The organism is Burkholderia latens (assembly GCF_902499045.1).
Lineage (GTDB): Bacteria > Pseudomonadota > Gammaproteobacteria > Burkholderiales > Burkholderiaceae > Burkholderia > Burkholderia latens.
In genome coordinates this window covers 28,930-50,476 of the sequence record NZ_CABVPL010000022.1, presented here as the reverse complement: position 1 = coordinate 50,476, position 21,547 = coordinate 28,930, and the positions used below count along the sequence as shown (strand labels likewise).

Below are 21,547 nucleotides of genomic sequence, written 5' to 3'. Positions count from 1 at the left end.
ACATGGACCGCGGCCCGCGCGGCCTGATACGCGACTACACGCGGTGCAGCCAGCCGAGCCAGTGTTCGACGAACGGCGCGTGCGTCCACAGCGATTGCGCGAGCCACAGCGTGCCGCCCCATGCGGCGGCCACGATGATCAGGTCGCAATGTCCGCTGTTCCACAGGTTCAGCGAGTGGCGCCGCCAGATCCACGGCACGCCGAGCGGATTCGGCCAATCCGCCAGCAGGTGCATCACGCCGCCGCACGCGAAGCCGAACAGCGGCGCGGCCCACAGCGAATGCGGATGATGCGTGAGCCCGTGCCATCCGAGCGCGAGCAGCGCGATCCAGCCGATGCCCCAATGCGTGACCGTGCGGTGCGTGATCCACAGGCGGCGCTTGCGGGTCCACCACGCGACTTCGAGCCAGTCGGGCGCAGTGCCGCCCGCGACCCCGGCGACGAACGCGGCGAGCAAGCCCGCATGCCAGGGGCCGGTCGAGCCGGTTTGTGCGACGAGAACGGCGGCAGCGACGCCGGCCGCGAAGCCGGACGCGTGATGCGCATTGTGTGATGCCATAGGAAGCGAGACGAACAAACGTGAGTGCCGCGAGAACGAAAACGGATGATGCGGCGCGAAAGCGGGGCGCTATCTTCTCAGATCGGCCGGCCCGGTGGGCCGCCCCGTAACAGTTTTTTGCATGCGCGGAGGGACTGTCACCGCGCTTTGCAACTTTCGGTTCTTTTTGCCTCGCCGGAGGCCCGGCGAGGCATGCAAATTTCGACCGAAGTGCGCGATCGACTCCATTCGGCTGTGGCCGTCCGCCCGCGATTCGGACGGTTTCGTCACGTGCAGCGTGTTCGACCCCTTTTGTCCTCCTATACTACGAGTCCGCACGTGGCCATCTGCGCGCCAGCGGCCACAAGCGCATCGGGTGCCTTGCCTGCCTGAAGGAGATCCACATGGGGGACATGCAATGACTACGCTGAATCGCTTCAAAACATCCGCTGCCGTGCTCGCCATGGCAGCCGGCCTCGGTTTTCTGCCGAACGCGCCCGCGCATGCAAAGGGGCCGCAGCCGGCCGTCCTGACGAGCTCCGCGGTCGCGGTGGCCGACAAGTACAGCGCGGACGCCGCGGAGCGGATCTTCAAGCAAGGCGGCAACGCGATCGACGCGGCCGTCGCGATCGCGTTCACGCTCGCCGTCACGTACCCGGAGGCCGGCAACATCGGCGGCGGGGGCTTCATGACGATTTACAAGGACGGCAAGCCGTACTTCATCGACTATCGCGAGCGCGCGCCGCTCGCCGCGACGAAGGACATGTACCTCGACAAGGACGGCAACGTCGTCAAGGGCATGAGCCTGTACGGGCCGCGTGCGGCCGGTGTGCCGGGCACGGTCGCGGGCATGTGGGAAGCGCAGAAACGCTTCGGCAAGCTCAAGTGGAAGCAGGTTCTCGCGCCGGCGATCCACTATGCGCGCGACGGCTTCGTCGTCGACGAGCAACTGGCGCAGCGCGGTGTCGACGCATCGAAGGAGTTCGGCGGCAAGACGAACTTCGACAAGTACTTCTCCGGGCTGAAGGCCGGCGCGAACTTCAAGCAGCCCGATCTCGCCGACGTGCTGACGCGCATCGCGAACAACGGCGCCGAAGGGTTCTACAAGGGCAAGACGGCCGAGCTGATCGCCGCGTCGATGAAGACGGGCGACGGGAACGGGCTGATCACGACCGAGGATCTCGCGCAGTATCGCGCGGTCTGGCGCGAGCCGGTGCAGGCGAAGTGGAACGGTTACGACGTGATCACCGCGCCGCCGCCGAGTTCGGGCGGCATCGGCCTCGTGCAGCTGCTGAAGATGAAGGCCGACCTGAAGAAGGACTTCGACGGTGTGCCGCTCAACTCCCCGCAGTACATCCATCTCGTCGCGGAAATCGAGAAGCGCGTGTTCGCCGATCGTGCGCAATATCTCGGCGATCCCGACTTCTACAAGGTGCCGGTCGCGCAACTGACCGACGATGCGTATATCGCGAAGCGCGCGGCCGAAGTCAATCCGAAGGAGCCGTCGGATACGAAGAGCGTGCAGCCGGGCCTCGGCACGTCGATGCCGGAGAAAGCGGAGACGACGCACTTCTCCGTCGTCGACAAATGGGGCAATGCGGTGTCGAACACGTACACGATCAACGGCTATTTCGGTTCCGGCGTGATCGCCGACGGCACCGGGATCGTGCTGAACGACGAGATGGACGACTTTTCCGCGAAGCCGGGCGTCGCGAACATGTTCGGCGTGGTCGGCAGCGACGCGAACGCGATCGAGCCGAAGAAGCGCCCGTTGTCGTCGATGTCGCCGACGATCATGACGAAAGACGGCAAGGTGTCGCTCGTGATCGGCACGCCGGGCGGCTCGCGGATCTTCACGTCGATCTTCCAGGTGATCAACAACATCTACGACTTCAAGATGCCGTTGAAGGAGGCCGTCGGTGCGATGCGGTTCCACCATCAGCTGCTGCCGCCGAACACGATCTTCTGGGAGCCGTACCACCCGATCGAAGGCGAGCTCGCGAAGCAGCTGGAGGCGCGCGGCTATACGCTGAAGGGGCAGGACTTCAGCGGCGACATCCAGGTGATCAAGATCGACGGCAGGACGCCGGAGGCGATGGCCGATCCGCGCGGGCGCGGGGTCACGCGGATTATCCGCTGACGCGACAGGCCCGATGCGCGACCGCGACCGAGGCGGTCGTGCGAAAGGCGATCGATGCCGGGCGCATGCCCGGCATTTTTCATCGTGCGGCGGCATCGCGCGCTTGCGTTGCCGTTTTCAGCGGCGCATGCGCGTACGCGATCGGGCTCGGCCGAACGGCACGCAGGCGTCCGCTGCCGCCGATATTTCCGCGAATCCGGTGTGGCGAGCGTGCTGCCCGGGTTCCGCTTCGGCCGGGCGGTCAGCCCCTTTTTCATCAATTTGACGCGCGACGCTGGGATAATGGAGGCGTTTGCTGCGTCAATTGAAGGAAGGAGGCGCCATGGGCGACAACGAAAGCCGCACCGAGACCGACAACCTGACCGATATGGCATCGCGCGACGCGCGCCAGCGCCGCTTCGAGGAAGATCTCGTCGACGCGTACGACGAAGAACTCGAAATGGAGCTCGACGATCGCCGCTTCGACGACGGCGACGATCTGCTGTTCTCGCAGGAGCGCCGCGAAGCGCGCAAGCAGTACTTCCGGGAACTGTTCCGCCTGCAGGGCGAGCTCGTGAAACTGCAGGACTGGGTCGTGAGCACGGGGCACCGGCTGGTCGTGATTTTCGAGGGGCGCGACGCGGCGGGCAAGGGCGGCGCGATCAAGCGGATCACGCAGCGCCTCAATCCGCGCGTGTGCCGCGTGGCGGCACTGCCGGCGCCGAGCAACCGCGAGCGCACACAATGGTATTTCCAGCGCTACGTTGCGCATCTGCCGGCCGGCGGCGAGATCGTGCTGTTCGACCGCAGCTGGTACAACCGCGCGGGCGTCGAACGCGTGATGAATTTCTGCACCGACGATGAATACGAGGAGTTTTTCCGCTCGGTGCCCGAGTTCGAGAAGATGCTCGCGCGCAGCGGGATCCAGATCGTCAAGTACTGGTTCTCGATCACCGATCACGAGCAGGAACGGCGCTTCCAGAGCCGGATCGAGGATCCACTGAAGCAGTGGAAGCTCAGCCCGATGGACCTCGAAAGCCGCCGGCGCTGGGAGGCCTATACGGCAGCGAAGGAAGAGATGCTGCAGCGCACGCACATTCCCGAGGCGCCGTGGTGGGTCGTGCAGGCCGTCGACAAGAAACGCGCACGCCTGAACTGCATTCATCATCTGCTGACGCAGGTGCCGTATCACGAGGTGCCGCGCCCGACGATCGATCTGCCGCAGCGCGAGCATCACGAGGACTACATTCGGCGGCCGGTGCCGGACGACATGATCGTCCCCGAAGTCTACTGAGCCGTTCGGGTTCGGGTTCCGGTTCGGGCCTGGGCCTCCCGGCCCGGCCGGATGCGTGCGCCGTGCAACGCGGCGCGCGTCAATCGCGGATCAGGAATGCGGAGCGGTCGCGCCCGGCGATCCAGGCCGGTGCGCGGCCGCGTCCGCTCCAGGTGGCGCCCGTGGCCGGGTCTCGGTATTTCGCGCCGGTCGTGAACAGCTTCGCGCGATCGCTGTAACCCTGCCCGAAGATTTCGCGTGCGGTCAGCGCATAGTTCGTCACGATCTGGCGCACCTGCGCGAGTGCCGCGTTGCGTTCGCGGCGGCGCGCCGCGCGGATCCGTTGATCGAGTTCCGCGAGCTGGGCTTGCAGTTTCTGCAGTTGCATGCGTCCGATATCCCCGTAGCTGAATTCTGATTGTTGGCGATGCGCGATGGGATGCGCGCGCGCATGCGCGGTGGCGGCATGTCGCCGGAGTCAATGTTCCCCGGCCGCACCGGTGCGAGACGCGGCGCGGGAACGCAACGAGATTAAATTTCGCCGCGCGCTTTTTCTATCGGACGCATCTGAATTTTCGCGGGAATCGGCATGAACCCGTGATGGCGATGCACGGGCGCCGCTCGCTCGTTACAGGTCGGGGAAGCCGGAGCGGCCCTGCGTCAGGTCGAACAGTACGGTTTTCGCCGCCGCTTCGGCGGTTTCGGGCAGTTTCACGACGAGTCTGACCGTCATCCCGTACGCGCTGTCCGCCAGTTCGTAACCGACCTGTTCGATCCAGCGGCGCACGCGCGCTTCGTCCGGGTAGCCGATTTCGATCGCGAACCGCGTGTGGCGGATGCGCTCGACGCGCTCGGCATCGAGCAGCGCCGATGCGATTGCGTCGGTGTACGCACGAACCAGGCCGCCCGCGCCGAGCTTCACGCCGCCGTAGTAGCGGACGACCGCGCCGAGCACGCCGTCGAGGTCGTGATGGCGCAGCACTTCGAGAATCGGGCGCCCGGCCGTGCCCGACGGTTCGCCGTCGTCCGACATCCCCGACTGGCCGCCCGCGAGCAGCGCCCAGCAGACGTGCGTGGCCGCCGGATGCTCGTCGCGCAGGCGCTGCAGCGCGTGCATCGCGGCGTCGCGGTCTTCGACGGGGATCGCGAACGCGATGAAACGGCTCTTGCGGATCTCGAGTTCCCGGGTGTACAGGGTGGCGAGCGAATAACTCATTGAGCGGAAAAAAGGGGATTCGGCATCGAGCGCATTATGAGCCATTCCTGCGCGCGATCGACTCAACGTTCGCCGGCGGAGATCGCGTCGATTAACGGCCAGCCACGAACGCTCGGGAAATTGATCAATGGTTAAATGCCGCGCACATCGCGCCTTGGCGTTGATCTTTTGTAACGGTCCTGTTACAGTTCCGCCGCACCGAGGTGCCGCCTACTCAATCGCCGCGATTGATAATCCGGGTGCCGGTTTCGCGAACATCACGATTTCCAGTCTTTTCCTGGCATTGCCGGAGGGGAAGCCGATCGCGCGAGTCCGGTATTCAATGCGCGCGATGGGCGGATTTCAGGGAAAGAGGGCGCATTCACCCGATACGGGTGGCGCTATATAAAAACACTGAAGAGTCACAATCCCAACGAGAACAAAATGGCCGATTTGCATTGGACCATGCCAATCGCCAGATGGACGTCGATTTCGACCGCGGGGGTACCGGGCGTCGAAGCCCTCGATCCGATGGTGCGACGCCGCTTGAGCCGACTGTCGCGTCTCGCGCTTCAGGCCGCCTATGACTGCGCGGGATCGGAACAGCCGGTCCGCATGGTATTTGCATCGCGTCACGGGGAACTGGCGCGGACCACCGGCATTCTCGCCGACATCGCCGCGGCGGAACCCGTGTCGCCGACGGCCTTCAGTCTCTCGGTCCTCAATGCCGTGACGGGCGTATTCGGAATCGCCCGTCGCGACCGGTCGGCCGCGACGGCGATCGCGGCCGGACATGAAACCCTCGGTTACGCGCTGCTCGAGGCTTTTTCCCAATACGAAACGTCGCCGGCCTCGCCGGTGTTGCTGGTCTATGCGCACGAGCCGGCCGATCCCGTCTACGGCGATGCCGGCGACGATCCCGACAGTGTCGGGCTCGCGATTCTGCTCGGCGCGGACGAACCGTCCGGCTATCTGGCCTGCGAAATGACGACGGGCGGCGCGGGTGACGTGCACGGCACAGGCGATGCGGCCGGTACGCAAAGCGCAGCAGTGCTGCATTGCCTGTCGGCGCGCTCGCCGGCATGGTGGTCCGGTCAACACGCGTCGTGGCAATGGAGCTGGCATGATCGCGCGGCTTGACTACGGGTGGCGCTTGTTCGCAACCGGTGCGAGCCTCGCGTTTTTCGCGCTGTGCGGATCGCTGTTCTCGTTACTGGCGATCGTCGCTGGCGGACTGTGGCCGCATCGGCGCTCGCGCCAGCGTGGCGTGACGCTCGTCATTCACCATTTCTTCCGCGCGCTGGTCGCGCTACTGCAGCGCATCGGCGTGATGACGCTCGAGGTGAGCGGCGTCGAGCGTCTTGCCGAGCACGGCCCCGCCATCGTTGTCGCCAACCACCCGACGTGGCTCGACGTCATGGTACTGCTGTCGCTGACGCCGAAGGCCTGCTGCGTCGTCAAGCGCGGCCACTGGGGCAATCCGTGTTTCTGGGGCATCGTCCGTGCGGCGGAGTACGTGAGCAATGCGGACGCCGTCACGCTCGTCGAGGCGGGCGCGCGCCAACTGGCTGCCGGCTACACGATGATCATCTTCCCGGAAGGGACGCGCAGTCCGGGCGGCAATCGTCTGCATGCGTTCTCGCGCGGCTTCGCGCATATGGCGCTGCAGTCCGGCAGCCGCATCCAGCCGGTGCTGATCGATTGCGACCCGCCGGTATTCACCAAGGCGCTGCGCTGGTATCACGTGCCCGGTCGTGCCTTTCGCATGCGTATCGACGTGCTCGAGCCGCTGGACCTGAACCGGCTGGCAGCGGGCGCTGCATCGCCGTCGATTGCCGCCCGGAGCATCGCCCGCGAGGTGGAAGTGCACATTACCCAAAGCCTTTTTCAGCATGGATACTTTAAAACTGCAAATTAAGCAGCTTCTGATCGAAATGCTCGATCTCAGCGACATGACCGTCGACGACATCGACGACGATGCGCCGTTGTTCTCGACTGATGGCATCGGCCTCGATTCCGTCGATGCGCTCGAAGTCGGCATCATGCTGCGCAAGAAGTTTCAACTGACGATCGCCGCCAACGACGAGCGTACGAAGGCGCATTTTCGATCGATCAATACGCTGGCGGCGTTCATTGCCGATCAGCAGTCTCATCAGGCACCGCACGAAGCCGTGCTGGAAAAGGGGAGCCAAGCGTGACCGACGCAGAAATCCTGGAGCGCATCCGCGCCATTTTTCACGAGAATTTCGCAATCGAGCCGGAGCAGGTGACGCCCGAGACGCACCTGTTCGAAGAGCTCGACCTGGACAGCATCGACGCGGTCGATCTCGCCATCAAGCTTCAGGAAATGACCGGCAAGCGCATCAAGCCCGAAGAATTCAAGTCCGTGCGCACGGTCGGTGACGTTATCGCCGCCGTTCACGCCTTGCTCGCACGCGCCTGACGATGGCGGTGACGGGCATGCGGGCTACGAGCGGCACGGTCTTGTCGCATTGGGCGCGTGTCGCGGCCAGGGCCGCGCTTGTCGTGGCCTATCCGCTCGTCATCCTGTTCGCATGGCAAAGCATGTCGCCGCGTTACGTCGGCTGCCTGCTGGTCGCGTTGCTGTGGTTGCAGCGCACGACCGGCAAGGGCGCGCTGGCGCACGCGCTCAAGCGGCTCACGATGCTCGACTGGTGCGTGGCCGGCGCACTGACCGCGCTGTCGATCGCGATCGCCGTGACCGATAGCGAGCGGCTTCTTCATCTCTATCCGGCGTGCGTGAGCGCCGGCTTGCTGGTCGCGTTCGGCGCGACGCTGTGGCGCGGTCCGACCATGATCGAAAAATTCGCACGACTGACCTATCCCGAACCGACCGTGGAAATCGTCCGGTACACGCGCCGCGTCACACAGGTGTGGTGCGCGTTCTTCATCGTCAACGGCGGTATTTCGATCCATACGGCGCTGTACTGGAGCAGCGCGTCGTGGGCGCTGTACAACGGGCTGATCGCATACGTGCTGATCGGCGCGTTGATCGTGGGCGAGTGGATGTGGCGCAAGGTTTTCATCGCCGCGGCGCGAAAAAGGACCGATGTCGCATGATCGCGCTTAACGAGATCCTGTGCGCCGATGCCGACGGCGGCGTGGCGGTCTGCCGTGACGGCGCTCAGGTGCTGACGCTGGGCGATCTGCGTGCCCGTGCCGACGCCATTGCGCGGATGGTGGCCGCGCGCGGCGCGCGACGGGTGGCTATCTGGACGGACGATCCGTACGAGTTTGCATGCGCATTCTTCGCGGTCGCGGTCGCGCACGCGGAGGTCGTGATTCCCGCCAGTAATGCGCCCGGCTATCTCTCCGGTCTCGATCACGCGTACGACCTGATGCTGGATGCGCCGGCGTTGGCCGCGTGCGCGCGCGACACCGACGACGCATCGGCAATTCCCGCGCGCGCGATCGATGCCGCCGTCGCGGTGACGCTCTACACGTCGGGCAGCACCGGCACCGCGAAGCCGGTGCGAAAGTCGCTCGCGCAGTTCGATGCCGAAGTGAGAACGCTGCAGCGCGAATGGGGCGGTTGCGTCGGTACCGCGGTGACGTTGTCGAGCGTACCGCACCACCATATCTACGGACTGCTCTTCAGAATCCTGTGGCCGCTGGCGGCCGGTCGCGCGTTCGACCGGGCAACGGTGCTCGAGCCGCTGCAACTGCGGCAGCGGCTGGCCGGCTACGGTGGCGGTGTCGTCGTGTCGACGCCGTCGCAACTGATGCGCTGGCCGGCATTGCCCGGTTTCCCGATGCAGGCGCCGATGCCGCGCGCGTTCTTCTCGTCCGGCGGCCCGTTGCCCGGCGATGCGGCCGCCGCGTATTCGAACGCGTTCGGCGCGGCGCCGATCGAGATCTTCGGCAGCACCGAAACCGGCGGCATCGCGTGGCGTCGCCAGGACGTGTCGCACGCGTGGCAGCCGCTGACCGGTGTCGGCGTGCGGTGCGACGACGACGGCGTGCTGTCCGTTCGCTCCGCGCATCTCGGCCACGATCGCTGGCACCGCACCGACGACACCGCACGGTTCGACGCGGACAGCCGTTTCGTGCTCGCGGGGCGGCGCGATCGCGTCGTCAAGCTCGACGGCAAGCGCGTGTCGCTGCCCGAGCTCGAGGCGCGGCTGCTCGCGCACGCATTCGTCGAGCAGGCGGCGGCGGCGGTGGTCGACGGCACGACACGCGCGCACGTCGGTGTCGTCGCGGTATTGACTGCCGCGGGGCGCGACGCGCTGGCCGCCGACGGACGCGTCGCCCTTGCGACGACCCTGCGCCATGCGCTCGGCGCTTACTTCGACGCGGCGGCGTTGCCGCGCTACTGGCGATTCCTGCACGCGATGCCGTTCGACGCGCGCGGCAAATTGCCGGCCGCCGCGCTGGCGGCCGCATTCAGAGCCGCACCGGAAGGCTTCGAACTGCTCGCGTCATGGCGCAGCGGCGACGCGCTGCATTACGAGCTGCGCGTGCCGGCTACGCTCGCGCATTTCGAAGGGCATTTTCCGGGGCTGCCGATCCTGCCCGGTGTCGTGCAGATCGATTGGGCCGCACGCCTTGCCGCGCGCGAGATGCCGGCCGTGCGCGAAGTCCGTTGCGTCGAACACCTGAAATTCAAGGCGCCGGTGCCGCCGGGCGCGGTGCTGGCACTGCGCATCGCGCACGATCCGGTCCGCGGATGCACGCGTTTCGCGTTTCGCCGCGGCGCGCGGGAATGCACGTCCGGTGTGCTGGTCTATGACGCGGCGGACAGATGAACGGTACCTGCATCGTCATTCCGATCTACAACCATCGCGACGCGATCGGCCGCACGTTGGCGCGGCTCGCCGTGCATGGCCTGCCGATCCTCGTGATCGACGACGGCAGCGACGAGCCGACGCAACAGGTGCTGGCTGCGCTCGCGGAACAGTACGCGTCCGCCGTGACGCTGCTGCGATTGCCCGTCAACGCCGGGAAGGGCGCAGCGGTCATGGAAGGATTGCGTGCGGCGCGCACGCGCGGATATCGGCACGCGATTCAGATCGACGCCGATGGCCAGCACGACGCGGCCGACGTGCCGAAGTTCGTGGCGGCCGCGCAGGCCGAGCCGGACGCCGTGATTCTCGGCCGGCCCTGCTTCGACGACAGTGTGCCGAAGGCGCGCCTGTACGGCCGTTACGTTACGCACGCGTGGGTGTGGATCGAGACGCTGTCGCTCGATATTCCCGATGCGATGTGCGGCTTTCGTCTTTATCCGGTCGATGCCGTCTGCGAGCTGATCGACGCAGTATCGATGCCGACGCGGATGGCTTTCGACAGCGAAATTCTGGTCCGTCTTCACTGGCGCGGGTTGGCATTCAGGACGATCCCGACGCGCGTCGTGTACCCGGCCGACGGCTTGTCGCATTTCGACGTGTGGCGTGACAACGTGCGCATCAGCCTGAGCCATACGCGCCTCGTCGCCGGGATGCTTGCGCGCGCGCCGCTGCTGTTGACGCGCCGGCTCGCCGGCCGGCGCGGTGCGTCGCCGGCGACGCGCCCGCGCGCATGGTGGCGCATGCCCGAACGCGGCAGCCGTCTCGGCATGGCGTTGCTCGCGCTGAGCTGCCGATGGTTCGGCAAGGGCTTCACGTCGCTCTGGCTGCATCCGATCGTCTGTTATTTCGTACTGACGAATCGCACGGCGCGCGCCGCGTCGCATGCGTATATCCGCCGCCTGCGCGACGTGGAAGCGGCGGCCGTGCCGAAGCCGGGATGGCGCAGCGCGTACCGGCACATGCTTGCGTTCGCGCAGGCGGGGTTCGACAAGTTCGTCGCGTGGTCCGGGCGGCTCGACGAACTCGACGTGCGTTTCGACGATTCGTCCGCGTTCGATGCGCTCGCGGCGAGCGGGCGCGGCGCGCTCGTGATCGGCGCGCATCTGGGCAATCTCGAAATGACGCGGGCGCTGGCGCTGCGCGATGCGCACACGAAGGTCACGGCGATCGTCTACACCGAGCATGCGAAGCGGTTTACGGGCGTGCTCGCCGGAGCGAATCGGGAATTCGGCAAGCAACTCGTCGAAGTGTCGGACTTCGGACCGGATACGGCGCTGATGATGCAGTCGCGTATCGATGCGGGCGAACTGCTCGTGATCGTCGGCGACCGCGTGCCGCCGCGCGACTCCGGCAAGACGGCCGACGCCCGTTTTCTCGGCGCGACGGCCCCGTTCGCGCAGGGCCCGTACATCCTCGCGCACGCGCTCGGTTGCCCGGTCTACCTGTTCTTCTGCCTCAAGGAAGCGCGCGGCTACCGGCTCTATTTCGAGCCGTTCGCCGACCGGATCGAGCTGCCGCGCCGGGAGCGCGCGGGCCACGTCGCGGCGTGGGCGCAGCGCTATGCCGCGCGGCTCGAACACTATTGCCGCAAGGCTCCGTATCAATGGTTCAACTTCTTCGATTTCTGGGCGCGGCCCGATGGAGGTCCGCGTGGCGGAGCATGACATGAACGACGCCGCGGCACGCCCGGCCGCAACTTCGAGCCGGCCGGCCGTCGTGGTCGGCGGCCGGCATCTGACGATCGAGGACGTCGTCGCGATCGCCCGCGACGGCGCGCCGGTCGCGCTGAACGCCGGCGCCGAATGGCGCGCGCGGATCGAGCGCGGCGCCGCCTGGCTGCGCGACTACCTCGCGAATGGCGGCACGCTGTACGGCGTTACGACCGGGTACGGCGACGCGTGCGTCGTCGAAGTGCCGCCGTCGCTCGTCGACGCGTTGCCGCTGCAGCTGACCCGGTATCACGGTTGCGGGATGGGCGACTGGTTCGATCCGACGCAAACGCTGTCCATCATCGTCGCCCGGCTCAATTCGCTCGCGTTCGGCTTGTCGGGCGTGCGCCTCACGTTGCTGGAACGGCTGGCCGACCTGGTGAATCACCGCATCCTGCCGCGCATTCCGTCGGAAGGCTCGGTCGGTGCGAGCGGCGACCTGACGCCGCTGTCCTATATCGCCGCGGCGCTGGTCGGCGAGCGCACGGTCGTGTTCGACGGTGACGAGCGCAATGCGCGCGACGTATGGCATGCAATCGACCGCACGCCGCTGACGCTTGCGCCGAAGGAAGGGCTCGCGCTGATGAACGGCACGGCGGTCATGACGGGGCTGGCCTGTCTCGCGTTCGCGCGCGCCGATTACCTGACGCGGGTGGCGGCCCGACTGACGGCATTGACGACCGTCGCACTCGACGGCCGGGCCGGACATTTCGATGCGCGGCTGTTCGACGCGAAACCGCACGCGGGGCAGGCGCAAGCGGCCGCGTGGATCCGCGCCGACCTGGCCGGGCGCGACGAATTGCCGGGACGCCGGCTGCAGGATCGCTATTCGGTCCGCTGCGCACCGCACGTGATCGGTGTCGCACGCGATGCGTTGTCGTGGATGCGCCGCGATATCGAGAACGAATTGAACAGTGCGAACGACAATCCGCTGATCGACCCGGACGAAGGATGCGTGCTGCACGGCGGCAATTTCTACGGCGGGCACATCGCGTTCGCGATGGACGCGCTCAAGACCGCGGTGGCCAACCTCGCGGACCTGATGGATCGTCAGCTCGCGCTGCTGGTCGACGACAAGTTCAGCAACGGACTGCCGCGCGACCTGACGGGCGCGGCCCCCGATCGCGCGCCGATCAACCACGGATTCAAGGCCGTGCAGATCTCGTCGTCGGCATGGACCGCGGAGGCGCTGAAGCATACGATGCCGGCGAGCGTGTTCTCGCGCTCGACGGAGTCGCACAATCAGGACAAGGTCAGCATGGGAACGATCGCCGCGCGCGATTGCCTGCGCGTGCTGGCGCTGACCGAGCAGGTTGCCGCGGCGCATGTACTCGCGACCGTGCAAGCTGTCCGCCTGCGGCTGCGTGACGATCCGCAGACCCAGCTGTCGCCCGCGTTGCGCGCGTTCATCGACGACGTGGGCCGGCAATCGCCGCTCGTGGTGGAGGACCGGCCGCTCGAAGCGGAACTGCGCGCGCTGACCGCGCGCCTTGCCGCATGCGAGCCGATCGGCGGACTGCTTGACGGCCTCGCGCAAGGGGAGGCGGCATGAGCGCATCTCGTCCGACGCTGAGCGCGACCGCGCGCGTCGAAGTGCTGTTTCATGACGTCGATGCGATGAACGTCTGCTGGCACGGCCACTACCTCAAGTACTTCGAAAGCAGCCGCGCGGCACTCCTGCGCATGATCGACTACGACTATCCGGCGATGCTGGCGTCGGGCTACATGTGGCCGGTGGTCGAGGCGCATCTGAAGTACGTTCGCCCGGCCCATTACGGTCAGCAGCTCGACGTGCGCGCGACGCTGCTCGAATTCGAGAACCGGCTGAAGATCGGTTACGAAATCGTCGACGCCGCGTCCGGCGAGCGCTTGACGAAGGGGTACACGGTGCAACTGGCCGTCGATGCGGCGACGCGCGAACTGCAGTTCGTGTCGCCGGCGGCCCTGACCGAACGGGTGCATGCGCAATGGGCCTGAATTCGCACGGCGGCCGGTTCGCGGCGGCGATGCTGACCGCATGCATGACGCTCGCGAGCGGCGCGGCGTCGGCTGCTCCCGCGCTTGACGCGGCCGCGCGGCCCGCGAGCACGACGCTAGTGTCCGATATCGCGGCGCGGCTCGCGCAGGTCGGCGCGATTCGCGCGGATTTTCGGCAGACGCAGACGCTGTCGGCGATGAAGCAGCCGCTCGTCAGCACCGGATCGATGTTGTTCGATCGAAGGTCGGGCGTCGTGTGGCGCATCGAAACGCCGTACAAGGCCACTTACGTGATCACCGACGGCGGCGTGCGCGAAGTCGGCACGGACGGGCGTCTCGTCGCGGCGAGCGGCGGCGGTCGCGGTGTCGCGCAAGTGTCGCGGATGATGCGCGACATGCTCGGCGGCGACCTGTCGGCGCTGTATGCGCAATTCGACGTCGATGCGAGCGGCACGCCGGAACGGTGGCGGATGGTGTTGCGGCCGAATCAGCCGCAGCTCGCGCAGGCGGTGCGTGTGCTGCAGATGACCGGCGGCGCGTACCTTGGCCGACTCGACATGACGTTCGCGAACGGCAACGTGAGCACGCTCGAGTTTGCCCGGCCGACACCGGTCGTCGCGCCCGCGCCGGCCGAGCGCGCGTGGCTGGAGGCGCGCTGATGAGCACGGCGCGCGACGTGACCGACGGCGCGGGCGGCCGCAACCGGCGGCGCATGCTGTGCGCCGCATGGCTGCTCGTTACGCTCGCGGCCGTCGCGATCATCCTGTGGCGCTTCAGCGGGCCCGCACCGCTGCAGACGAACCTGCTCGCGTTGCTGCCGGCCACCGAAGCGAATCCGGTTGCCGAACGCGCCGTCGACCTGCTCGGCGATGCGCTCGGCAATCGCACCGTCTACCTGGTGAGCGACCCCGACGCCGCTCGCGCCAAGGCTGCCGCGAAACTGTTCGGCGCACGGCTCACCGCCAGCGGCGCATTTCGTTCGGTAACGGTCGAGGTGCCGCCGTTCGATCTGTCGCAGATCGCGGCCACCTACCTGCCGGCTCGCTTCGGTTTGCTGACGGACGCGGATCGCAGCGCGCTCGAACGAGGCGGCGTCGCGCTCGACGAGCAGCTGGCCCGGCGGCTCTATGCACCGCCGGACGACGGCCTGCAGACCGCCGTTGCCGATGATCCGTTCGGCTGGCTGCAACACTGGCTCGGCGCGCTGCCGCTCGCGGCATCCGATCTGTCGATCGAGGACGGGATGCTGGTGTCGCATCGCGATCGCGCAACGGGCGTGCTGGTGATGACGTCGCTGCCGGGGTCGGCCTATGAATCGAAGATCCAGCATGCGGTACGTGTCGCCACGGCCGATGCGGAACGTGCGCTCGCGGCCGACTTCCATGGCGTTCGCATCGACCGGGCGGGCGCGGTGTTCTACGCTGAAGCGGCGCGCGCCAGTGCCGAGCGCGACGTGCACGTGATCGGCGCGGTGTCGCTGGCCGGCATCGCGCTGCTGCTGATGAGCGTATTCCGCTCGCCGCGCCTGCTGGTGCTCGCATTTGCATCCACCGCGTTCGGCATCGTTTGCGCGCTGGCGGCGACCTTGCTCGTATTCGGCAAGCTGCATCTGCTGACGCTGGTGTTCGGCGTGAGCCTGATCGGCGAGGCCGTCGATTATTCGATCCAGTACTTCGTCGCCTATTTGTCAGCGGGGCGGCAATGGGATGCGCGGCGCGGCGCAGCGGCGGTCAGACCGGCGCTCGCGGTCGCGCTCGCGACCAGTCTGCTGGGCTACGCGATTCTCATGTGGGTGCCGTTCCCGGCGCTCAGGCAGATCGCGTGCTTTGCGATCGTCGGGATCCTCAGCGCGTTCGCGGCGGTCATCGGCTTTTTGCCGCTCGCGCTTGTCCGCGGGCCCCGCCGCGTGCCGTCCCGCGCTTTCGCGTACGCAGCCCGCGTGCTGAGCGGCTGGCAGGCGCTGCTCGCAGGCCGGCGCGCCGTCGCCGCCGCCGTGCTGGTGGCGCTGGCCGCGATTCCGGGCTGGGTCGTCCTGAAGAGCGACGACGACATTCATCTGCTGATCCAGCGCGATGCAAATCTCGCACGGCAGGAAAACCGCATCCGCGCGGCAGTCGGGCTCGCGAATACCGCGCAGTTCTTCGTCGTCCAGGGTGCGTCTCCGGAAGAGGTGCTCGAGCGATCGGAGGCACTGATTCAGGCGCTCGATCGGCAGCGGGTCGGCCGCGTCCAGTCGATCGCGACGTTCGTGCCGTCCGCTCGGCGGCAGGCACACAATCGCGCGGCGCTGGCCACGCACGTATTTGCCGATGCGGCTGCCCTGCGCGAAAGCCTCGCTCGCGCGGGCTTTCGCGACGAGGTCGCCGATGCGTGGATGCGGGCGTTCTCACGCGACGTCCCGGCGACGCTGACCGTCGACACCTGGCTGGCGGCACGCTGGTCGGCACCGTTCCGGCATCTGTGGCTCGGGCAAATCGACGGCGGCGCCGGTCCCGTCGAAGCGGCGCTCGCGATTCCGGAGCGAGTCGACGGGTCGAACGCCGCGACGTTCGCGGCCGTCGCGCGGACGCTGCCGGGCGTATCGTGGGTCGACAAGGCCGCGAGCGTGTCGAGCCTGTTCGGCGCTTATCGGGTCGACAGCGGCCGGTGGCTGGCGGCCGCGTTGATCGTGGTCGCTGCGCTGCTGATGTGGCGGTATGGCGTGCGCGGCGGCATCGTCACCACGTTGCCCGTCGTGTTCGCGATTGCGTTGACGCTCGCCGCGTTCGGCTACGCACGGGTGCCGCTCACGCTGTTCAACTGGCTCGCGCTGATGCTGGTGCTCGGCGTGGGCGCGAACTATGCGGTGTTCCTGCGCGAAGGCTGCCTGCGCGACGCGGCCGGCGTCGGCGCCGTATGGACCGGCGTGCTGCTGTCGGCGGCCACGACGTTGCTGTCGTTCGGGATGCTCGGCGCGAGCGCGATGCCCGCGCTGCGCAGCTTCGGCACGACCCTCGCGATGGGCATCGTCTTTTCCGTGCTGTTCGCACCGCTCGCCACGCCGTCCACGAAGGAACGCCGCGCATGAACTCGACACAGACGGCCGTCTACCTGTCCGCACCCGGCATGATCAACGCGCTCGGCGCCACCACCGATGCGATCGTCGACGCATTGCGCGCCGGCATCGCACCGGGCATGGAGCCGCGTACCGAGGTGCCCGGCGGCGGCTGGGTCGGGCGCGTCCGGACCACGCTCGACATCGAGCCGCCGCCGGCGCTCGCGCATTTCGATTGCAGGAACAATCGGCTGCTGCTCGCCGCGTTGGCGCAGATCGCGCCCTGCGTCGACGCGATGATCGCGCGCTACGGCCCGGGCCGGATCGGCGTCGTGATCGGCACGAGCACGTCCGGCATCGAGGCGGCCGAGCAGGCGCTCGCGCATCGTGCCGCGGCCGGCGGGATGCCCGCCGGGTTCGACTATCGGCAAATGGAAATCGGCACGGCGGCGCCGTTCGTGCGCGCGGCGCTGCGGCTGGCCGGGCCGGCCTACACACTGTCCACGGCCTGCACGTCGAGCGCGAAGGCATTCGCGGCCGCGCGTCGCCTGCTGCGGTTGGGACTGTGTGACGCCGTCGTCGTCGGCGGTGCGGATTCGCTATGCGAGCTGACGCTCCAGGGCTTCGCGTCGCTCGAATCGGTCAGCCCGGGCCGGACCAATCCGATGAGCCGCAACCGGAACGGCATCAATATCGGCGAAGGGGCCGCGCTGTTCGTGATGAGCCGCGACGAAGCAGCCGTGCGGCTCGCCGGTGTCGGCGAGTCGAGCGATGCGCATCACATCTCGGCACCGGATCCTGCAGGGCACGGTGCGGAAGACGCGTTGCGCGCGGCGCTCGCGGACGCCGGCGTCGCTTCGTCCGCGATCGGCTACGTGAACCTGCACGCGACGGCGACGCGCCTGAACGACGAGATGGAAGCGAAGGTGATGGCACGGGTATTTCCGCACGGTGTGCCGGCGAGCGGGACCAAGCCGTTGACCGGCCACATGCTCGGCGCGGCGGGCGCGACCGAGCTTGGCTTCGGCTGGCTGACGCTGGCCCGCGGAATCGCACTGCCGACACACCTCTGGGACGGCGAGCTCGATCCGGCGCTGCCTGGACTCGACCTCGTCGAAAGCGAGCGGCGGCTGAGCGGCAGTGCAGCAGGACACTATGTGATGAGCAATTCGTTCGCTTTCGGCGGCAGCAATGCCAGCCTGATTCTGGGAACCTGACATGCACGCCGTATCATTGATCGACGCGCTGCACGACGGCGCGGACATCCCCGTCGGCAACGTGACGGACGTGTTGCCGCATCGCGGCACGATGCTGCTGCTCGACGCGATCGAGCGCTGCTCTGCAACGGGCATCGAAGTGACCGCGATCGCACGCCGCGATGCGTGGTACGCCGACGGCAACGGAGCGATGCCCGCGTGGATCGGCATCGAACTGATGGCGCAGGCCATCGCCGCGCACGTCGGCTTGCTTGCCGCGCATGCGGGCGGCCGCGCGAAACCGGGCGTGTTGCTCGGTGCGAACCGCTACGTCGCGCATCGTCCGGCGTTCGGCGCGGATACCGTGTTGCGCATCATGGCCCGCGAGCTGTTGCGCGGCGACGAGGGGCACGGCGCATACGAGTGCGCGATTCACGCCGAAGGCGCGTGTTTCGCGGAAGCCGTCGTCAAGGTGTACCAACCGGACGATTTCCAATCTTTCATCGAAGGGAGCTTCAATTCATGACTCGGCGAGTTCTCGTGACAGGCGCGAGCCGCGGCATCGGCCGCGCGGTGGCACTGCGTGTGGCGTCCGACGGTTTCGCCGTGACGGTTCATTGCCGCAGTGGCCGCGCCGACGCGGAAAGCGTCGCCGCGGAGATTCGCGCGCAGGGCGGCACGGCGGGCGTGCTGCAGTTCGACGTGCGCGATCGTTCGGCGTGCCGGCGTGAACTGGAAGCCGACGTCGAAGCGAACGGCGCGTACTACGGCATCGTCTGCAATGCGGGCGTGACGCGCGACGGCGCATTCCCGGCGCTGTCCGAAGAAGACTGGGACATCGTGATCGAAACCGGGCTGGACGGGTTCTACAACGTCGTCCATCCGCTGACGATGCCGATGGTGCGTCTGCGCAGTGGCGGCCGCATCGTGACGATCGCGTCCGTGTCGGGCGTGATGGGCAATCGCGGCCAGGTCAATTACAGCGCCGCGAAGGCCGGGCTGATTGGCGCGACCAAGGCGCTGGCGGTGGAACTCGCATCGCGCAAGATCACGGTCAACTGCGTGGCGCCGGGGCTGATCGACACCGGCATGCTCGACGACATGCCGCTCGAGCAAGCATTGAAGACGGTGCCGATGGGCCGCGTCGGCCAGCCCGACGAAGTCGCGGCGGTAGTCGGCTTCCTGATGTCGGATGCGGCGACCTACGTCACCCGGCAAGTGATCGGCGTCAACGGCGGGATGGTGTGATGAAGCGAGTGGTCGTGACGGGAATGGGCGGCGTGACCGCCTTCGGTCAGCATTGGCACGAAATCGAAGCGCGGCTGCGTGAAGGACGCAATGCAGTGCGGCGCATGCCGGAGTGGGACTGCTACGAAGCGTTGCATACGCGGCTCGCGTGTCCGTTGCCGGCGTTCGAGCTGCCGAAAACGTATCCGCGCAAGAAAACGCGATCGATGGGGCCGGTGTCGATGTATGCCGTGCGTGCGAGCGAACTGGCGCTGGCGGACGCGGGATTGACCGACGACCCGTCGATCCGGGACGGCCGGATGGGCGTCGCGTACGGGTCGTCGTCGGGATCGGTCGAGCCGATCCGGGCGTTCGGCACGATGATCGAAACGGGTTCGATGCGGGACGTCACGTCGAACAGTTACGTCCAGATGATGCCGCATACGACCGCGGTCAACGTCAGCCTGTTCTGGGATCTGAAGGGACGCATCGTGCCGACGTCGTCCGCGTGCGCGTCCGGCAGCCAGGCGATCGGCTACGCATACGAGGCGATCGCGACGGGCAAGCAGACGCTGATGCTCGCGGGCGGCGCGGAAGAATTGTCGGGGCCGGCGGTGGCGGTGTTCGACACGTTGTACGCGACCAGCACGCGCAACGATGCCGCGAACCTGACGCCGCGCCCGTTCGATGCCGCTCGCGATGGCCTGGTGGTCGGGGAGGGCGCCGCGACGCTGGTGCTCGAGGAGTACGAGCACGCGATCGCACGCGGTGCGACGATCCACGCCGAGATCGTCGGCTTCGGCTGCAATTCCGACGGCGCGCACATCACCCAGCCGACCGCCGAGACGATGGCGGTGGCGATGCGTCTCGCACTGGACGACGCAGGGCTCGACGCCGGTGCGATCGGCTACGTCAATGCGCACGGCACGTCGACCGATCGCGGCGATGTGGCGGAGAGTCATGCGACGGCGTCCGTGTTCGGCGAGCGCATGCCGATCAGCTCGCTGAAAAGCTATGTCGGGCACACGCTCGGCGCGTGCGGCGCGCTGGAGGCGTGGTGGACGATCGAGATGATGAAGCGCAACTGGTATGTGCCCACCATCAATCTCGAGACGGTGGATCCGGCCTGCGCATCGCTCGACTACATCGTCGGCGACGCGCGCCGGATCGATGCGGAATTCGTGATGAGCAACAACTTCGCGTTCGGCGGGATCAATACGTCGTTGGTCTTCCGGCGGGCTGCTTCGTGACGGCGCGCGTCGTTGTCACCGGGCTCGGCATCGTATCGTGTCTCGGCAATTCGCTCGATGACGTATCGGCCGCGCTGCGCGCCGGTCGCTCGGGCGTGACCCGCATCGACGCGTGGCGCGAGCGTGGTTTTCGCAGCCAGGTCGCGGGGGCGGCGTCGGTCGGAACGGCGCTGCGGTTCGCGCGCAAGCACGAACGGTTCATGGGCGACACGGCGCGCTTCGCCGCGCATGCGGCCGCGTCGGCGCTCGACGACGCGGACCTCGATGCCGGCCTGCTCCGCTCGCCGCGCGCGGGCGCGATCGTCGGGTCGGGCATCGGATCGATCGCCGATTACGACGATGCGATGGCCGTCGCGCAGCGTCGCGGCATCGACAAGACGCCGCCGTATGTCGTTCCGAAGGCGATGGGCAGCACGGCGTCGGCATGCGTTGCGCAGCTGTTCGGTATCGAGGGCGTGTCGTACTCGCCGTCGTCCGCGTGCACGAGCGCGGCGCTCGCGATCGGGCACGCGGCGCAACTGATCCGGTCCGGGTGCCAGGACATCGTGCTGGCAGGCGGAAGCGAAGCGCTGCACGACAACATGACGTTGATGTTCGACGCGATGGGCGCGCTGTCCAGCGGTTTCAACGACACGCCGGAATGTGCGTCGCGCCCGTATGCGCTTGGCCGCGACGGCTTCGTGATCGCGTCCGGCGCGGGCATGCTCGTGCTCGAATCGCTCGAGCATGCGCGCGCGCGCGGCGCACGCATCTACGCAGAAGTCGCGGGGTTCGGTCAATGCACGGACAGCGCCGGCATGGCGGCGCCTCACGCGCCCGGCATCGCACGCGCGATGCGCGCCGCGTTCGCCGGCACCGAACGACGCCCGGACTACGTCAACACGCATGCGCCGTCGACACCGCTCGGCGACATCGAGGAACTGAAGGCGCTTGCCGACGTATTCGGCGGCGACGTGCCGGCGTTCTCGTCGACGAAAGGCATGACCGGACATCCGCTCGGCGCGAGCGGTGCACATGAGGCGATCTATACGCTGCTGATGATGCGCGACGGCTTCGTCGCAGGGACGGCCGTCGGCCGCGAAGCCGATCCCGCCATCGCGGGCATGCCGCTCGTGCGCGACGCGCGCGAAGCGACGATCCGGCGCGCGTTGTCCGTTTCGTTCGGCTTCGGCGGCAGCTGTGCAAGTGTGTTGTTGGACGCCTGGAAGGGCGATTGATGTG

At 67.4% G+C, this 21,547-nt stretch carries 21 protein-coding genes; 18 read left to right on the top strand and 3 right to left on the bottom strand.

Annotated features, from left to right (window positions below; translation table 11 throughout):
• Positions 1–34: 34 nt before the first annotated feature.
• Complete coding sequence (locus BSE24067_RS16805) at positions 35–559, bottom strand: metal-dependent hydrolase (protein ID WP_151063389.1); 525 nt, start codon at positions 557–559, stop codon at positions 35–37.
• Positions 560–956: 397 nt separating this feature from the next.
• On the opposite strand from BSE24067_RS16805, the gene ggt reads away from it, so the two are divergent.
• Together ggt and ppk2 are read left to right on the top strand one after the other, a co-directional pair.
• Entirely contained in the window at positions 957–2,678 is a 1,722-nt protein-coding gene (ggt, locus tag BSE24067_RS16800; RefSeq protein WP_151063388.1) for a gamma-glutamyltransferase, read from the top strand.
• A gap of 322 nt (positions 2,679–3,000) precedes the next feature.
• Entirely contained in the window at positions 3,001–3,951 is a 951-nt protein-coding gene (gene ppk2, locus BSE24067_RS16795) for a polyphosphate kinase 2 (protein ID WP_151063387.1), read from the top strand.
• A 79-nt stretch (positions 3,952–4,030) separates the two neighbouring features.
• On the opposite strand, the gene BSE24067_RS16790 is transcribed toward ppk2, so the two are convergent.
• Together BSE24067_RS16790 and BSE24067_RS16785 are read right to left on the bottom strand one after the other, a co-directional pair.
• Complete coding sequence (locus BSE24067_RS16790; RefSeq protein WP_151063386.1) at positions 4,031–4,318, bottom strand: H-NS histone family protein; 288 nt, start codon at positions 4,316–4,318, stop codon at positions 4,031–4,033.
• A gap of 240 nt (positions 4,319–4,558) precedes the next feature.
• Positions 4,559–5,146, bottom strand: coding sequence for an IMPACT family protein (locus BSE24067_RS16785; protein ID WP_151063385.1), 588 nt, complete (start codon positions 5,144–5,146; stop codon positions 4,559–4,561).
• Between the two features lie 423 nt (positions 5,147–5,569).
• Between BSE24067_RS16785 and BSE24067_RS16780 the strand changes: the two genes are divergently transcribed.
• Genes BSE24067_RS16780 through BSE24067_RS16705 form a run of 16 tightly spaced genes read left to right on the top strand, consistent with a single transcriptional unit; the run spans position 5,570 to position 21,543 of the window.
• The gene (locus BSE24067_RS16780) at positions 5,570–6,265 is read left to right on the top strand and encodes a beta-ketoacyl synthase chain length factor (RefSeq protein WP_151063384.1); all 696 of its coding nucleotides are present in this window, start codon (positions 5,570–5,572) and stop codon (positions 6,263–6,265) included.
• Complete coding sequence (locus BSE24067_RS16775) at positions 6,249–7,043, top strand: lysophospholipid acyltransferase family protein (protein WP_151063383.1); 795 nt, start codon at positions 6,249–6,251, stop codon at positions 7,041–7,043. The genes BSE24067_RS16780 and BSE24067_RS16775 overlap by 17 nt, the downstream gene beginning before the upstream one ends.
• Positions 7,018–7,323: a phosphopantetheine-binding protein gene (locus BSE24067_RS16770; RefSeq protein WP_151063382.1), complete on the top strand. Its 306-nt coding sequence runs from the start codon at positions 7,018–7,020 to the stop codon at positions 7,321–7,323. The genes BSE24067_RS16775 and BSE24067_RS16770 overlap by 26 nt, the downstream gene beginning before the upstream one ends.
• Complete coding sequence (locus tag BSE24067_RS16765) at positions 7,320–7,568, top strand: acyl carrier protein (protein WP_151063381.1); 249 nt, start codon at positions 7,320–7,322, stop codon at positions 7,566–7,568. Before BSE24067_RS16770 ends, BSE24067_RS16765 begins: the two co-directional genes overlap by 4 nt.
• Before the next feature lie 2 nt (positions 7,569–7,570).
• Positions 7,571–8,206 carry a COG4648 family protein gene (locus BSE24067_RS16760; protein ID WP_151063380.1) on the top strand — a complete coding sequence of 212 codons (636 nt, stop codon included), beginning with the start codon at positions 7,571–7,573 and terminating at the stop codon, positions 8,204–8,206.
• Positions 8,203–9,894: an ApeI family dehydratase gene (locus BSE24067_RS16755; RefSeq protein WP_151063379.1), complete on the top strand. Its 1,692-nt coding sequence runs from the start codon at positions 8,203–8,205 to the stop codon at positions 9,892–9,894. Before BSE24067_RS16760 ends, BSE24067_RS16755 begins: the two co-directional genes overlap by 4 nt.
• The gene (locus tag BSE24067_RS16750) at positions 9,891–11,597 is read left to right on the top strand and encodes a glycosyltransferase family 2 protein (protein WP_151063378.1); all 1,707 of its coding nucleotides are present in this window, start codon (positions 9,891–9,893) and stop codon (positions 11,595–11,597) included. The genes BSE24067_RS16755 and BSE24067_RS16750 overlap by 4 nt, the downstream gene beginning before the upstream one ends.
• Positions 11,584–13,194 (top strand): HAL/PAL/TAL family ammonia-lyase, encoded by a 1,611-nt coding sequence (locus BSE24067_RS16745; protein WP_151063377.1) that lies wholly within the window; start codon positions 11,584–11,586, stop codon positions 13,192–13,194. Before BSE24067_RS16750 ends, BSE24067_RS16745 begins: the two co-directional genes overlap by 14 nt.
• Positions 13,191–13,619 (top strand): acyl-CoA thioesterase, encoded by a 429-nt coding sequence (locus BSE24067_RS16740; RefSeq protein WP_151063376.1) that lies wholly within the window; start codon positions 13,191–13,193, stop codon positions 13,617–13,619. The genes BSE24067_RS16745 and BSE24067_RS16740 overlap by 4 nt, the downstream gene beginning before the upstream one ends.
• On the top strand, positions 13,610–14,278 hold the full coding sequence (locus BSE24067_RS16735) for a LolA family protein (RefSeq protein WP_151063375.1): 669 nt from the start codon (positions 13,610–13,612) through the stop codon (positions 14,276–14,278). Before BSE24067_RS16740 ends, BSE24067_RS16735 begins: the two co-directional genes overlap by 10 nt.
• Positions 14,278–16,686, top strand: a complete 2,409-nt coding sequence (locus tag BSE24067_RS16730) for an MMPL family transporter (RefSeq protein ID WP_151063374.1) — start codon at positions 14,278–14,280, stop codon at positions 16,684–16,686. Before BSE24067_RS16735 ends, BSE24067_RS16730 begins: the two co-directional genes overlap by 1 nt.
• Complete coding sequence (locus tag BSE24067_RS16725; protein WP_151063373.1) at positions 16,683–17,870, top strand: beta-ketoacyl-[acyl-carrier-protein] synthase family protein; 1,188 nt, start codon at positions 16,683–16,685, stop codon at positions 17,868–17,870. The genes BSE24067_RS16730 and BSE24067_RS16725 overlap by 4 nt, the downstream gene beginning before the upstream one ends.
• A 1-nt stretch (position 17,871) precedes the next feature.
• Positions 17,872–18,375, top strand: coding sequence for a hotdog family protein (locus BSE24067_RS16720; RefSeq protein ID WP_151063372.1), 504 nt, complete (start codon positions 17,872–17,874; stop codon positions 18,373–18,375).
• Complete coding sequence (locus BSE24067_RS16715) at positions 18,372–19,097, top strand: 3-ketoacyl-ACP reductase FabG2 (RefSeq protein WP_151063371.1); 726 nt, start codon at positions 18,372–18,374, stop codon at positions 19,095–19,097. Before BSE24067_RS16720 ends, BSE24067_RS16715 begins: the two co-directional genes overlap by 4 nt.
• Complete coding sequence (locus tag BSE24067_RS16710) at positions 19,097–20,326, top strand: beta-ketoacyl-ACP synthase (protein WP_151063370.1); 1,230 nt, start codon at positions 19,097–19,099, stop codon at positions 20,324–20,326. The genes BSE24067_RS16715 and BSE24067_RS16710 overlap by 1 nt, the downstream gene beginning before the upstream one ends.
• Positions 20,323–21,543 (top strand): beta-ketoacyl synthase N-terminal-like domain-containing protein, encoded by a 1,221-nt coding sequence (locus BSE24067_RS16705; protein ID WP_151063369.1) that lies wholly within the window; start codon positions 20,323–20,325, stop codon positions 21,541–21,543. The genes BSE24067_RS16710 and BSE24067_RS16705 overlap by 4 nt, the downstream gene beginning before the upstream one ends.
• The last annotated feature ends 4 nt before the right edge of the window (positions 21,544–21,547 follow it).